The sequence below is a fragment of the Nocardia sp. JW2 genome, from assembly GCF_051843015.1.
Classification (GTDB): domain Bacteria; phylum Actinomycetota; class Actinomycetes; order Mycobacteriales; family Mycobacteriaceae; genus Nocardia; species Nocardia coubleae.
Map to the genome: position 1 here is coordinate 40,235 of NZ_JBPXLK010000025.1, position 12,612 is coordinate 52,846.

Sequence of the window (12,612 nt, forward strand, 5' to 3'; positions counted from 1 at the left end):
TGTGCCCACACTTCTCCCCGAAGGATACATGCGAGGACTGGTCGTTTCATCTTTACGCCGTCGTACCACTGGTCACAGTGGCCTCTGTCACACCATGGGTGGGCAATCCCGCGACGACGGTGTCCACCGCCTGTTCGGCGAACTGCCAGACCTTCGCGCCGTCCACGTGGCGCAGCGGTCCACGCAAGGCCAGTTCGGCGAAGCCGTGCACCGTCGACCAGCAGCTCCACGTGGCGGCCTCGCGCGCCGACGGGGCGAGGTCGCCGATGTGAACCATCATGTCGAGCGTCTCGGCGAGGGCCAGGTAGGGAGGTGAGTCGGCGATCGCGGCGGGCGAGGTGTCTCCCGCGCCGAAGAACGCGACGGCGAACCAGCCCGGCTCGGCGAGCGCGAACGCGATGTAGCCGAGTCCGACGGCGCGCAGGCCTTCCCGTGGCCCCGCGGGTACGCGGTCGGTCGCCATGCGCGCCGCCATGTCGGCCTGGATCGCCGACGACACCGCGTCGAGCAGCGCCTTGCGGTCGGGAAAGTGCCGGTAGGCGGCATTGGGCGTGACCCCGACGCGACGGGTGACTTCCCGGATGGTCAGCGCGTCGGGCCCACCGGACCGGGTGAGTTCCAAGCCGGCCGCGAGCAGTGCGGCCGCGAGATCGCCGTGGTGATACGCCAACCCTTGTACACCCTTTCCGCGAAGTATATGGTGTGAACATATCAAATGTGCACACCGTACACATCGGAGCCGTACCCATGACCGCACTCCCGAACGTCGTCGACCACGACACCTGGCAAGCCGAACTCGACGCCCTTCGCGTCCGCGAGAAAGCCGCCACCCGCGAACTCGACGCCATCGCCGCCCAGCGACGCAGGCTGCCCGCCGTCCGCCTGCCCCACTACACGCTCAAAGCCGAAGACGGCAGCGATGTTTCGCTCGCCGAGGTGTTCGACGGGCGCACCCAGCTCATCACCTACCACCACATGTGGACGCCGGGGAACACCTGGCAGTGCCCCGGCTGCACCGGGCTCACCTCCCAGTACGCGCGGCTCGATTTCCTCGACGCCTACGACGCGCGGTTCGTCATCGTCACCCAGGGCCCCATCGACGAGGTGCTCGCCTACAAGCGCCGCGTCGGCAACACCATGACCTGGTACTCCACCGCCGACAGCCCCTTCGGCGCCGATATGGGCGCGGGCCCCGGGGCAGGCTTCGCGGTGAACACCTTCCTGCGCGACGGTGACACGGTCTACCGCAGCTGGCACACCGACGGTCGCGGCACCGAACAACTCGCCTACACCTTCGGCCTGATCGACGCCCTGCCCTACGGACGCCAGGAGGAGTGGCAGGACAGCCCCGAAGGCTGGCCGCAGTCACCCACCTACAGCCGGTGGCCCAGCTCCAAGGACATCGCCGCCTCCTACGGCGACCCGAACGCCTGAGCGGACGGTCGCGGGCGAAAACCGCCGGTCGGGGATTCGGCGCGGCGCGCGCACAATAGTTGCCGGAGTGGGCGGCAGTGGGAACAGTGGAGACCGGAAGCCGCGGTGCGTGGCGCGGCGACATCGGTTGTCAACACACTGAGGAGAAACCTGTGCGCTTCGGCATCTTCGTCCCCCAGGGCTGGCGGCTCGACCTGGTCGACATCGAACCGGCCGATCAGTGGGCGGTGATGCGCGAACTGGCCGAGCGGTTCGACAGCGGGGGCGTGTGGGAGTCGATCTGGGTGTACGACCACTTCCACACCACCCCGGTGCCCACCGACGAGGCGACCCACGAGGCGTGGTCGCTGATGTCGGCCTTCGCCGCCTCGACCAGCCGGGTGCGGCTGGGGCAGATGTGTACGGCCATGAGCTACCGCAACCCCGCCTATCTGGCCAAGGTCGCCGCGACGGTCGACCTGATCTCGGGTGGCCGGGTGGAGATGGGGATCGGCGCGGGCTGGTACGAACACGAGTGGCGCGCTTACGGTTACGGCTTCCCGCCCGCCGGTGAACGCCTGGGCCGCCTCGACGAGGGCGTGCAGATCTTCCGTCAGGCATGGCGGACCGGGCGAGCCACCCTCGACGGCAGGTACTACCAGGTCGACGGCGCCATCGTGCACCCACGTCCGTTGCAGGAGAACGGGATTCCCATCTGGGTCGCCGGCGGCGGGGAGAAGAAGACGCTGCGCATCGCCGCGAAGTACGCGAACTACACCAACTTCAGCGCCGTCCCCGACGAGTTCATCCGCAAGTCCGAAATCCTGCGCGAACACTGCGCCGAGGTGGGCACCGACTTCACCGCCATCACCCGCAGCTCCAACTTCAACGCCGTAGTGGGCAGCACGGAAACCGAAGTGCAGGAACGTCTCTCGCTCATCATCGACCGCTACACGCCCTTCCTCGGGGCCGATGCGGCCAAGACCTACGTCACCGACAATTTCGCGAGCAGCGCCGCCACCGGCACGCCCGAGCAGATCGCCGAACGGCTGGGCGCCGTCAAGGATCTCGGCCTCGGCTACGCCATCCTCAACTTCCCCGAAGCCGCCTACGACACCTCCGGTATCGAACTGTTCGAGCGCGAGGTGATTCCCGCGCTAGGCGGGTAGGGCGGGAACGATCGACTCTCCCATCCGGGTCAGCGTCGCGCAGGCATCCGGCGCGGGCTGGCCCGGGTTGGTCACCACGATCATGCGTACCACTCCCTGTTCGGCGCCGAAGGCGACATCGCACACCGTGGTCAGCGACGCCGAGTCGACCAGCTTGCGTCCCGCACGCCCGGCGACCGTGATGTCGTAGAAGTTGCCGGGACCGGCCTCGGCCTCGAACTCCTCGAGCGAACGATCCGCCGAGTACACCCGCAACGAAGCGGTCGCACCGTCCCACGCGCACGTCTGCCATCCCGCCTCCGCCGACCCGGCGGGGACTCGCGACGCCGGGTCGACTCCCGCCTGCGTCAGCGCCTGCTCCCCCACGCCCGCGCACGGCTCGAACAGCGCCTTCGCCGCCGGGTCGTCCCCGGAACATCCGGCGACCGTGCCCGCCACCACGATCCCCAGGCCAATCGTCGACAACCGGCGCATTCCAGGTCCCTTCCACTGCCTCACAAACGCGCCCAAGCTACCAAGCGATTGTCCTGATCCGACCCCGCGTCGCCCGATACTGTCGCGGTCACCACTGCCGACCATCCGGGTTGTGGCAGATCCGTACGGTCCTCCGTCTTTCGAATCTTCTCGGCACTGCAGCTTCTGCCGAATCTTGCTTCCACAGCGGGCTTTCCGACTCCGAACTTCCGGTGGGTGGCGACGTAGGATCACTGCCGGGCCTGCCCCTCGGCGGGTCGGGAAGGGGAATCGGACGATGAGTGCCACCATGCCCGTCGAACTATTGGCGGCGGGTTCTACTACTTTGGGCGCCGCCTACGCGGCCGCGCTGCAACTCCTCGACGCGCGCCGCTCGCGTGTCCGCGTCCAGCAACTGAGCAGAACGATCACCGAGGACACCGCGGAACCGAAGGCCGAGGCCGACTGGCTCGAAACCGCCGCACGCGAGCGCTCGGCCCTCGACATCGAGCATCATCACAGCGCGCTCCAGCAGCAGCGGCTGGCGACCATCGCCTCGCTGGTATGCGGCGTGATCGCGATCGGCGTGGTGATGTACGGCCTGATCGGCGACGACCCGAGCGATCCGCAAGGGCTCGCCACCGTGGCCGCGGGTCTGCTGCCCGGCGCGGCCAGCGCCCTGCTGTTCTGGCAGTCGCGCGGAGCGAGCACCCGCGCCGACAAGTTCGCCGAGCGCATCGCCACCACCGCCGCCCGCGCCGAAGCCCTCCGCCACGCGGACTCCATCCTCGACACCCGCGCCCGCGACCGCTTCGCCACCGCCGTCCTCCTCAGCACCGCGTTCCCGGAACTCACCGGTCGGGAGATCTGGCGGATGGCCGAGAGCAAAGCCCCTGCCCACCAAGGTGATTCGCTGCCGACCGCCGAAGTCCAGGTCGACTGAGAGCTCGACCTGGTCCGGCAGCAGTATTGGCATGATCAACGGTTCCCGTTAAGCGCCCCCACCTACGTTGCCGACATGAGCGACTCGGTGGACATGCGGAAAGAGACCAAGCTTCTCAGCGCCAGATACGAGCGGGACAGCGACGGTCGGCTGGTCTTCGTCCCGGCGGTGCCCGCCGAACCGGACCGCGACGCGGAATGGCCGCTGCTGGCGAAGGATTCGGCCGGCAGCACCACCAGGATGTGGTTCGCGTTCCCGTTGGACATGTCGCTGCACCTCGCGATCGGCGCCGCCACATGGTTCGCCGTCCCCGGCTCGATATCGCTGCTCTACGGCCTACTCGCCTGGCTCACCGCATCGTTCCTACACCGCACCGTCATCCAACGCCTCACCCGAGCAACCCTGGGAAAGGCCGTCTTCGGCCTCCGCATGCGCTACACCGACGGCACCTACCCCACCCTCGGACGACTGATCAAGGAGTGGTTCCGTGGCCTCGGCGCCGCCCTCGAGATGCTGGCCTGGTTCGGCTAGAGCCCGACACACCACCGCCACCGCCCTGGCGTTCACTCTCCTCAGGTTTCAGCGCTTCTCCGGGAGGGGGTCGGCGAAAGACCAGCCCTCGGAGAGGAGTTGGTCGACGGCGGCTATGGCGGCGGTGAGGCGTTCGTGATGGGAGCCCGTCAGGGCGGTGAATCGTCGGCCGGTTCGGGTGAGTTCGGTGTGGAAGCGTTCGGTCATCCAGGGGCGTAGGTGTTCGCCGTCGCGGAGGCCGTCGTCTTCGAAGGGGACGTCGGCGTGGTCGGTGAGCAGCCAGAGGTGCTGACGTGGGGGTGTGTGCAGGGTCGGGTGGGGGACGCCGAGGTAGCGCTCGTGCCAGATTTCGGTGGCGAAAGCGTCGGTGTCGCAGAAGAGTACGGGGCCCGACTCGCGGGCGGCGCGGTCTTCGCGTTCTTGTTGGCGGGCGGCGATCAGTGGGAACTCGTCGGAGGTGAATTCGACCTGGGACCAGTGGGCGGAGGGGCCGAGAGCGGCGAGTTTGCGCTCGCTGTATTCGCGGCCGTATTCCGGAACCCAGGGGGCGCCGTAATGTTCGGCGAGGGCCTCGGCCATGGTCGTCGTACCAGTGGACTCGGCACCGAGCACGACCACGCGTCTGGTGAGCGCGGCACGCACCGGTGGAGCGAGAAACGCCCAGTGCGCCACCGGATCCCGTCGGATCGCTGTGGCCGAGATCGGGTACCGGCGGCGCTGCGGGTCGATGCTGATCGGCTGGGCGCCGAAGCGGCGGGCCAGCTCGTCGCCGTAGGTCTCCGAGGTGAACACGGCGTCGACCGGCTCGGGGACGGCGGCACGGAACACCGCCATGTGCGCGTCCCAGACCCGCGGATCGGTGAGGTCCATGGGTATGTCGTCGACGGCGCCTACAACGGAAATGCCGGGCTCTGAGTGTATTTCACGCATCCACGCCACCCGGTCGGCGAGCGGGATCGACTCCACCGAGGCGGCGCAGACCAGCACCGTCAGCCGGTCACAGCGTGCGGCTGCGGTGCGCACCAGATGATGGTGTCCCGCATGCGGCGGATAGAACTTGCCCAACACCAGACCGTGCGCGAACCTGCGTGCGGAATCTGTTTGCCCGACAGTCGCATTCATGGTGCTCATACCGCCACAACCGCCGGTTCCGCGCGTACATCCCACCGCCAGGCGATCAGCCCGCGCACACACAGCGCGAGGAACCCGCAGTACAGGATCGCGGTGAGATAGAGGTCTTTGTAGACGTAGAGGGGGATGTAGACGACATCGGCCGCGATCCACAACCACCACGACTCGAGGCGTTTGCGGCACTGCCCGTAAGTGGCCATCAGCGACAGCACGGTGGTGAGCGCGTCCCAGAACGGCACCGTCGATTCGGTTGCGGTGTCGAGCAATACGGTGATCGCCGCGGTGCCGAGCACACCGCACACGCCGAGCGCGAGCCATTCGGTGCGGGTGGTTCTGCGAACGGGCAGCCGCTCACTCCGAGGCGCCCCGTTGGCCCAGGTCCACCACCCGTAGACGGCCAGCGCGATGAACACCACCTGCAACCCGGCATCGGCGAACAACCCGGCCTGGGTGAACAGCAGGATGAAGAACACATTGTTGGCGATGCCGATCGGCCAGTTCGCGATGTGCTGGCGAGCCACCAGCCAGACACACAGCGCACCGCTACCGAATCCGAGCACCTCGGTCCAGCTCACCGGCGTGCCGAGCAGCGTGAACAGCGGTTCCTGCAAGGCAGCTATCAGATCGAGCACGGTCATCCCCCGCATCAGTATTAGTCACATCGACTAATAACCTGAGCGTGGCTGCGGCACAAGAGATCGTCACCAAGGTCGTCACACGGTTCTTGTTAAGCGGAGTCGAGCAATCTGTGGCGCATGACCAACGCAGCACCGCCCCGGCACGCGACGAGGAACGGCAGCTACGAGCGCGACGGACGATCGACCTACGTCCCGGAGACGACGATCGCGCAGGACGAATTCCCCCTCACCGGACGCACGTCCACGGGTTCGGAGACCGGCGTGATCCCCGCCTTCCTCATCGACATGGCCCTGCACGCCGCGATCGGCCTCACCACCTGGCACCTCGTCCAGGGCCCGACCGGCGTCCTCTACGGCCTGCTCGCCTGGCTCGGAGCCTCGTTCACGCACCGCACGATCGTCCAGCACCTGGCCGGCACCACCATCGGCAAATGCTCGTTCGGCCTCAGCCTGCGCCACGCCGACGGCACCCGCCCCTCGCTCGGACAGCTGATAATCCAGTGGTTCCGAGGCGGCTGGGCCTGCTTCGACTTCTTCGGCTGAGGCCGGTCACGACGAACGACCTCGGCGCGGATCACCCGCACCGAGGTCGTCGGCCAAGACTTACAACATGCAGCTGACGCAGTTCTCCACTTCAGTCCCCTCGAGGGCCATCTGCCGCAGGCGGATGTAGTAGAGGGTCTTGATTCCCTTGCGCCAGGCGTAGATCTGAGCCTTGTTCAGGTCGCGGGTGGTGGCGGTGTCCTTGAAGAACAGCGTCAGCGACAGGCCCTGGTCCACGTGCTGGGTGGCTGCGGCGTAGGTGTCGATGATTTTCTCGTAGCCGATCTCGTACGCGTCCTGGTAGTACTCCAGGTTGTCGTTGGTGAGGTACGGGGCCGGGTAGTAGACGCGGCCGATCTTGCCTTCCTTGCGGATCTCGATCTTCGATGCCACCGGGTGGATCGAGCTGGTGGAGTGGTTGATGTAGGAGATCGAGCCGGTCGGCGGCACCGCCTGCAGGTTCTGGTTGTAGATGCCGAATTCCTGCACCGAGGCCTTCAGCTCACGCCAGTCGTCCTGGGTGGGGATGCGCACGCCCGCGTCGGCGAAGAGCTGACGAACCTTGTCGGTCTTGGGCTCCCACACCTGATCGGTGTACTTGTCGAAGTACTCACCGCTGGCGTACTTCGACTCGGCGAAGCCACCGAACGCGGTACCGCGCTCCTTGGCGATCAGGTTCGACGCCCGGATCGCGTGGTAGACCACGGTGTAGAAGTACATGTTGGTGAAGTCGATGCCCTCTTCGGACCCGTAGTGCACCCGCTCGCGCGCCAGGTACCCGTGCAGGTTCATCTGGCCCAGGCCGATGGCGTGCGACTCGTTGTTGCCCTGCTCGATCGAGGGCACCGAGTAGATGTGGGTCTGATCCGACACCGCGGTGAGCGCGCGGATCGAGGTCTCGATGGTCTGCCCGAAATCGGGCGAGTCCATCGCCTTGGCGATATTGAGCGAACCCAGGTTGCAGGAGATGTCCTTGCCGACCTTGGAGTACGAGAGGTCGTCGTTGAACTCCGACGGGGTGGAGACCTGCAGGATCTCCGAGCACAGGTTCGAGTGGGTGATCTTGCCCTTGATCGGGTTGGCCCGGTTCACCGTGTCCTCGAACATGATGTACGGGTAGCCCGACTCGAACTGCAGCTCGGCGATGGTCTGGAAGAACTCGCGCGCCTTGATCTTCGACTTGCGGATGCGCTTGTCGTCGACCATCTCGTAGTACTTCTCGGTGACGTCGATATCGGCGAACGGCTTGCCGTAGATGCGCTCGACGTCGTACGGCGAGAACAGGTACATGTCCTCGTTCTTCTTCGCCAGCTCGAAGGTGATATCGGGGATCACCACGCCGAGCGAGAGGGTCTTGATGCGGATCTTCTCGTCGGCGTTCTCGCGCTTGGTGTCGAGGAAGCGGTAGATGTCGGGGTGGTGCGCGTGCAGGTACACCGCGCCCGCGCCCTGTCGCGCGCCCAGCTGGTTGGCGTAGGAGAACGAGTCCTCTAGCAGCTTCATGATCGGGATGACACCCGAGCTCTGGTTCTCGATCTTCTTGATCGGCGCGCCGTGCTCGCGAATGTTGCTCAGCAACAAGGCCACACCGCCACCGCGCTTGGACAGCTGCAGCGCGGAGTTGATGGAGCGCCCGATGGACTCCATGTTGTCCTCGATGCGCAGCAGGAAGCAGGACACGGGCTCGCCGCGCTGCTTCTTGCCGGAATTCAGGAACGTCGGGGTGGCCGGCTGGAAACGGCCGTCGATGATCTCGTCGACCAGCTTGCTCGCCAGCGTCTCGTCGCCGGCGGCCAGGGTCAGCGCGACCATGCAGACACGGTCCTCGAACCGCTCGAGGTAGCGCTTACCGTCGAAGGTCTTGAGGGTGTAGGAGGTGTAGTACTTGAACGCGCCGAGGAAGGTGGGGAACCGGAACTTCTTGGCGTAGGCCTGCTGGAACAGCTGCTTGACGAATCCGCGGCTGTACTGGTCGAGCACCTCGGGCTCGTAGTAGTTCTCCTTGACCAGATAGTCCAGCTTCTCGTCCAGGTTGTGGAAGAAGACGGTGTTCTGGTTGACGTGCTGCAAGAAGTACTGGTGCGCGGCCTCGCGGTCCTTGTCGAACTGGATCTCGCCGTCGGGGCCGTACAGGTTCAGCATGGCGTTGAGGGCGTGGTAGTCCATCACCTCGCCCGCGGCGTCGGGCCGCACCGCCGACCGCTCTAGACGGGCTGACTTGCCTGCCGGTGCTGTGGTTGCTGTTGCCAAAACAATCCCAATCCCTCTCGGACGCGCGCGACGTCCTCAGCGGTTCCCATCAGTTCGAAGCGATACAGGTACGGCACCCCGCATTTGCGCGAGATGACATCGCCTGCAGCACAGTAGGTTTCACCGAAGTTCGTGTTACCGGCCGCGATCACACCGCGCAGCAGGGCACGGTTGTGCGGGTCGTTGAGGAACTTGGCGACCTGCCGCGGTACGAGGTCCTTGTCGGACCGTTGCTCACCCATGACGTGCCGACCACCACCGTAGGTGGGGGTGATCAACACGTAGGGTTCGTCGACGCGCAGCGAATCAGCGGTGTGCAGTGGTAGTCGAGTAGCCGGGAGACCCAGCTTCTCGACGAAACGGTGAGTGTTCTCCGAAGCGCTGGAGAAGTAGACCAGCCCGCCCGGAGTCGTCCGTTCGGGCATCGCGGCTCCTTCCGAGCGAAGTCCTAGGCGGCCGCGACGGCGAGCGACTTGATGCGGTCGGGACGGAAGCCCGACCAGTGATCCTCGCCCGCGACGACGACGGGCGCCTGCAGGTAACCGAGCGCCATGACGTAGTCGCGCGCCTCGGCGTTCTCCGAGATGTCGATGACGTCGTACTCCACCCCGACCTTGTCGAGCGCCTTGTAGGTGGCATTGCACTGAACGCAAGCGGGCTTGGTGTACACGGTGACGGTCATTAGAGTCCCTCTCTCCTATGCCTGATCCACAGCTTGTGATCCGTATGCAGTGCACGAACGGTGATGCTGCGCAAACTCCTGGATCTGGCGAAGAAAGCCCTGCTCGTAACCCCTTCCCTTGGGCCCGATCAGTAGTGGCTTCACACCGTGTTCCAGTACCGAAGACACTACACCTAGTGGCCGACAGATGGGAACAACACAAGGGGTTGCGAGTCGCACAGATGTAATTTCCACCGGGTAAGTACCAGGACGCACCGGCGGCGAGCAGCCGAAACAGTGGTTCAGATCACGATTTCGCCTACCGGCGAGTCTTCAGCAAACCGGCTCGACAACGAAAGAGCGCCGCATCGACCGTGTCGATGCGGCGCTCGTCGGGAGCGCTGTCAGCTTACGCGCTGACGCGCGCGCCGTTCGCGGCGGCGACCAGCTCGTGCACCGCGGCACCGAGCTGGGTCAGCGCCTCGGCGTCCTCACTCGGGTGCACCTGGGCGAACCGCTCACCGATGGTGCCGAACCGCACGGTGGCCGACTCCACGACCACACCACCCGCGACGCCCACGGACTTCACCGCGTCGCCGTGCGCCCACTCGGCGGCACGCGCGCTGATCGAGGCACTCACCACGGCGACCGGCTTGCCCTTGATCGAACCGGCACCATAGGGACGCGAGGCCCAGTCGATGGCGTTCTTCAGCACGGCAGGCAGGGTGCCGTTGTACTCGGGCGTGACAAGCAGGACGGCGTCGGCGGCGGCCACGGCGTCGCGCAGCGCCTGCGCGGTGGCGGGCACGGAACCGGGGACGTCGAGGTCCTCGTTGTAGAACGGGATCTCGGCGAGACCCTCGTAGATGGCGATGTCGACGCCCTCGGGCGCGGTCTGCGCGGCGGCCTCGGCGAGGCGGCGGTTGATCGAACCGGCGCGCAGGCTGCCGACCAGAGTAAGGATGCGGGTCTCGCTCATGACGACTCCTGGTGTACTCAGTGGAAAGATCCAAGTTTCATCCGACAATAACCGGACCGCGGTCCGAATACTTCCCCGGAGGGGCGTGTGAGCAGCGTGAGCTACAGCACACCGAGGTCGGACGAGCCCGGCGTGCTGCGGATCGGGCAACCGTCGTCCCTCACTGCCGAACCGGCCGAGCGCGCCGACGCGGCCCGCAACCGAGCCCTGCTGCTCGACGCGGCCCAGCAGCTGGTGCGCGAGCACGGCGTCGCCGGACTCACCATGGACGCGCTCGCCAAGCGCGCGGGCGTGGGCAAGGGCACGGTGTTCCGCCGCTTCGGCAACCGCTCGGGGCTGATGCTGGCCCTGCTCGACCACTCCGAACAGAAGTTCCAGACGGCCTTCATGTTCGGACCAGGCCCGCTCGGACCCGAGGCCGAGCCGATCGACCGGCTGATCGCCTTCGGCCGAACCCGGCTGCTCGATATCGAACTCGAGGGCGACCTGCACCGCGCCGCCGAGGAGAAGGGCCGCTTCGGCGACGGCCCCTACGCGCTGCACCGCGCCCACATCGTGCTGCTGTTGCGCGCGGCCGGGGTGCGCGGCGAGCTCGCCCTGATCGCCGACGGCCTGCTCGCCACGCTCTCGGCGGCGCTGGTCCTGCATCAGATGGAGGAGCTCGGCTACACCCGCGCACAGATCGGCGACAACTGGGAATGGTTCGTTCGCCGGGTTGTTTCGCCTGTCGCCCAAGTAGAGTGAGACGGCATGGGGACACTGCGTGAACAGATCATTGCCGAATTGGGTGTGCAGCCCGAGATCGAACCGAAGCAGGAGGTCCGCAGGCGCGTCGACTTCCTCAAGGAGTACCTGAGCACCACCCCCGCGAAGGGTTTCGTGCTCGGTATCAGCGGCGGGCAGGACAGCACCCTCGCCGGTCGGCTGTGCCAGCTGGCCGCCGAGGAGCTGCGTGCCGAGGGCAAGGACGCCACCTTCCTCGCGGTGCGGCTGCCCTACGGCGTGCAGGCCGACGAGCACGACGCGCAGGTCGCCCTGAACTTCATCGACCCCGACCGCTGCGTCGTCGTGAACGTGCGCCCCGGTGTCGACGCGGTGTCGGCCGAGGTGGCCGGGTCCATCGACCACGAGCGGCTACGCGACTTCGTGCGCGGCAATATCAAGGCACGCGAGCGGATGGTCGCCCAGTACGCGCTGGCCGGGCAGGAGAACCTGCTGGTGGTCGGCACCGACCACGCCGCCGAGGCGGTCACCGGTTTCTTCACCAAGTACGGCGACGGCGGTGTCGACCTGACCCCTCTCACCGGCCTCACCAAGCGTCAGGGTGCCGCGCTGCTGCAGGAACTCGGCGCGCCGCCGAGCACCTGGTCGAAGGTGCCGACCGCCGATCTCGAGGACGACCGCCCCGCTCTGCCCGACGAGGACGCGCTCGGTGTGCGCTACAGCGAGATCGACGACTACCTCGAGGGCAAGGAGGTGAGCGACGAGGTCGCCGAGCGCGTCGAATCGCTGTTCACCGCCACCCGTCACAAGCGCACCGTGCCGGTGACTCCCCTCGACACCTGGTGGCGCTAGGCCGATATCGGCATCGTCGTCGAGCAGAAGGCCGTCTCGTTGGCGACGGTGGACCATCGACTGGGGATGAGTCCAGTGAGTAGCGCTCACTGCGCCGAGCGGGTTCAGCGTCGGCATGGGCTGTCCCCCTTGACGATTCGCGACGGGCTCGTCGCGAGCTGACCCGCGCGCGAACTCGAAACGCGCGGATGTCGCGTTCCTAGGGCACCGGCGGGAGCGGCGCGGTATCGACGCCGCCTTCATCCAGCTCGGAGCGCCGCCCTGGCGTATCGAGTCCGCGGGCGGACGGGTCAGCGAGCTCTGGATTCACGGAGGTGAGCGGCGGC

At 66.6% G+C, this 12,612-nt stretch carries 15 protein-coding genes; 7 read left to right on the top strand and 8 right to left on the bottom strand.

The window, feature by feature from the left end; translation table 11 throughout:
- Window positions 1-52: 52 nt before the first annotated feature.
- Window positions 53-670 (bottom strand): TetR/AcrR family transcriptional regulator, encoded by a 618-nt coding sequence (locus ACSVDM_RS26010; protein ID WP_439268464.1) that lies wholly within the window; start codon window positions 668-670, stop codon window positions 53-55.
- Between the two features lie 77 nt (window positions 671-747).
- Here ACSVDM_RS26010 and ACSVDM_RS26015 point away from each other — a divergent pair, with 77 nt between their 5' ends.
- Together ACSVDM_RS26015 and ACSVDM_RS26020 are read left to right on the top strand one after the other, a co-directional pair.
- Window positions 748-1,434 carry a DUF899 domain-containing protein gene (locus ACSVDM_RS26015; RefSeq protein ID WP_439268465.1) on the top strand — a complete coding sequence of 229 codons (687 nt, stop codon included), beginning with the start codon at window positions 748-750 and terminating at the stop codon, window positions 1,432-1,434.
- A 152-nt stretch (window positions 1,435-1,586) separates the two neighbouring features.
- A complete protein-coding gene (locus tag ACSVDM_RS26020; protein WP_439268466.1) occupies window positions 1,587-2,582 on the top strand; it encodes an LLM class F420-dependent oxidoreductase in 996 nt (331 codons plus the stop codon).
- Here ACSVDM_RS26020 and ACSVDM_RS26025 read toward each other — a convergent pair.
- Window positions 2,571-3,047 carry a DUF3558 family protein gene (locus ACSVDM_RS26025; RefSeq protein WP_439268467.1) on the bottom strand — a complete coding sequence of 159 codons (477 nt, stop codon included), beginning with the start codon at window positions 3,045-3,047 and terminating at the stop codon, window positions 2,571-2,573. The two genes, ACSVDM_RS26020 and ACSVDM_RS26025, sit on opposite strands and share 12 nt — an antisense overlap.
- Window positions 3,048-3,333: 286 nt before the next feature.
- Between ACSVDM_RS26025 and ACSVDM_RS26030 the strand changes: the two genes are divergently transcribed.
- Complete coding sequence (locus ACSVDM_RS26030) at window positions 3,334-3,978, top strand: hypothetical protein (protein ID WP_439268468.1); 645 nt, start codon at window positions 3,334-3,336, stop codon at window positions 3,976-3,978.
- Window positions 3,979-4,053: 75 nt separating this feature from the next.
- On the top strand, window positions 4,054-4,509 hold the full coding sequence (locus tag ACSVDM_RS26035; RefSeq protein ID WP_439268469.1) for an RDD family protein: 456 nt from the start codon (window positions 4,054-4,056) through the stop codon (window positions 4,507-4,509).
- 48 nt (window positions 4,510-4,557) lie between these two features.
- Here ACSVDM_RS26035 and ACSVDM_RS26040 read toward each other — a convergent pair whose 3' ends face one another.
- Together ACSVDM_RS26040 and pnuC are read right to left on the bottom strand one after the other, a co-directional pair.
- Window positions 4,558-5,640 (bottom strand): AAA family ATPase, encoded by a 1,083-nt coding sequence (locus ACSVDM_RS26040; RefSeq protein ID WP_439268470.1) that lies wholly within the window; start codon window positions 5,638-5,640, stop codon window positions 4,558-4,560.
- Window positions 5,637-6,278 (bottom strand): nicotinamide riboside transporter PnuC, encoded by a 642-nt coding sequence (gene pnuC, locus ACSVDM_RS26045; protein WP_439268471.1) that lies wholly within the window; start codon window positions 6,276-6,278, stop codon window positions 5,637-5,639. Before pnuC ends, ACSVDM_RS26040 begins: the two co-directional genes overlap by 4 nt.
- Window positions 6,279-6,395: 117 nt before the next feature.
- Between pnuC and ACSVDM_RS26050 the strand changes: the two genes are divergently transcribed.
- The gene (locus ACSVDM_RS26050) at window positions 6,396-6,821 is read left to right on the top strand and encodes an RDD family protein (RefSeq protein WP_439268472.1); all 426 of its coding nucleotides are present in this window, start codon (window positions 6,396-6,398) and stop codon (window positions 6,819-6,821) included.
- A 60-nt stretch (window positions 6,822-6,881) separates the two neighbouring features.
- Here ACSVDM_RS26050 and nrdE read toward each other — a convergent pair whose 3' ends face one another.
- From nrdE to ACSVDM_RS26070, 4 genes are all read right to left on the bottom strand, one after another.
- Window positions 6,882-8,987, bottom strand: a complete 2,106-nt coding sequence (nrdE, locus tag ACSVDM_RS26055; RefSeq protein WP_157104798.1) for a class 1b ribonucleoside-diphosphate reductase subunit alpha — start codon at window positions 8,985-8,987, stop codon at window positions 6,882-6,884.
- Between the two features lie 38 nt (window positions 8,988-9,025).
- The gene (nrdI, locus tag ACSVDM_RS26060) at window positions 9,026-9,496 is read right to left on the bottom strand and encodes a class Ib ribonucleoside-diphosphate reductase assembly flavoprotein NrdI (RefSeq protein WP_067493091.1); all 471 of its coding nucleotides are present in this window, start codon (window positions 9,494-9,496) and stop codon (window positions 9,026-9,028) included.
- Between the two features lie 23 nt (window positions 9,497-9,519).
- Window positions 9,520-9,753 carry a glutaredoxin-like protein NrdH gene (gene nrdH / locus ACSVDM_RS26065; protein ID WP_067493089.1) on the bottom strand — a complete coding sequence of 78 codons (234 nt, stop codon included), beginning with the start codon at window positions 9,751-9,753 and terminating at the stop codon, window positions 9,520-9,522.
- 388 nt (window positions 9,754-10,141) lie between these two features.
- Complete coding sequence (locus ACSVDM_RS26070; protein WP_439268473.1) at window positions 10,142-10,711, bottom strand: NAD(P)H-dependent oxidoreductase; 570 nt, start codon at window positions 10,709-10,711, stop codon at window positions 10,142-10,144.
- Between the two features lie 135 nt (window positions 10,712-10,846).
- On the opposite strand from ACSVDM_RS26070, the gene ACSVDM_RS26075 reads away from it, so the two are divergent.
- Both ACSVDM_RS26075 and nadE read left to right on the top strand, forming a co-directional pair.
- Complete coding sequence (locus tag ACSVDM_RS26075) at window positions 10,847-11,455, top strand: TetR/AcrR family transcriptional regulator (RefSeq protein ID WP_439268489.1); 609 nt, start codon at window positions 10,847-10,849, stop codon at window positions 11,453-11,455.
- Between the two features lie 6 nt (window positions 11,456-11,461).
- Window positions 11,462-12,286, top strand: a complete 825-nt coding sequence (gene nadE / locus ACSVDM_RS26080; protein ID WP_439268474.1) for an ammonia-dependent NAD(+) synthetase — start codon at window positions 11,462-11,464, stop codon at window positions 12,284-12,286.
- Window positions 12,287-12,612: the final 326 nt, after the last annotated feature.

What these genes read in the sequence shown, in the direction of transcription:
- ACSVDM_RS26050 (WP_439268472.1), top strand. Translation starts at nt 6,396, where the DNA reads ATGACCAACGCAGCACCGCCCCGGCACGCGACGAGGAACGGCAGCTAC.
- nrdE (WP_157104798.1), bottom strand. Translation starts at nt 8,987, where the DNA reads ATGGACTACCACGCCCTCAACGCCATGCTGAACCTGTACGGCCCCGAC.
- ACSVDM_RS26070 (WP_439268473.1), bottom strand. Translation starts at nt 10,711, where the DNA reads ATGAGCGAGACCCGCATCCTTACTCTGGTCGGCAGCCTGCGCGCCGGT.
- ACSVDM_RS26035 (WP_439268469.1), top strand. Translation starts at nt 4,054, where the DNA reads ATGAGCGACTCGGTGGACATGCGGAAAGAGACCAAGCTTCTCAGCGCC.
- ACSVDM_RS26030 (WP_439268468.1), top strand. Translation starts at nt 3,334, where the DNA reads ATGAGTGCCACCATGCCCGTCGAACTATTGGCGGCGGGTTCTACTACT.
- nrdH (WP_067493089.1), bottom strand. Translation starts at nt 9,753, where the DNA reads ATGACCGTCACCGTGTACACCAAGCCCGCTTGCGTTCAGTGCAATGCC.
- ACSVDM_RS26015 (WP_439268465.1), top strand. Translation starts at nt 748, where the DNA reads ATGACCGCACTCCCGAACGTCGTCGACCACGACACCTGGCAAGCCGAA.
- pnuC (WP_439268471.1), bottom strand. Translation starts at nt 6,278, where the DNA reads ATGACCGTGCTCGATCTGATAGCTGCCTTGCAGGAACCGCTGTTCACG.
- ACSVDM_RS26040 (WP_439268470.1), bottom strand. Translation starts at nt 5,640, where the DNA reads ATGAGCACCATGAATGCGACTGTCGGGCAAACAGATTCCGCACGCAGG.
- nadE (WP_439268474.1), top strand. Translation starts at nt 11,462, where the DNA reads ATGGGGACACTGCGTGAACAGATCATTGCCGAATTGGGTGTGCAGCCC.
- nrdI (WP_067493091.1), bottom strand. Translation starts at nt 9,496, where the DNA reads ATGCCCGAACGGACGACTCCGGGCGGGCTGGTCTACTTCTCCAGCGCT.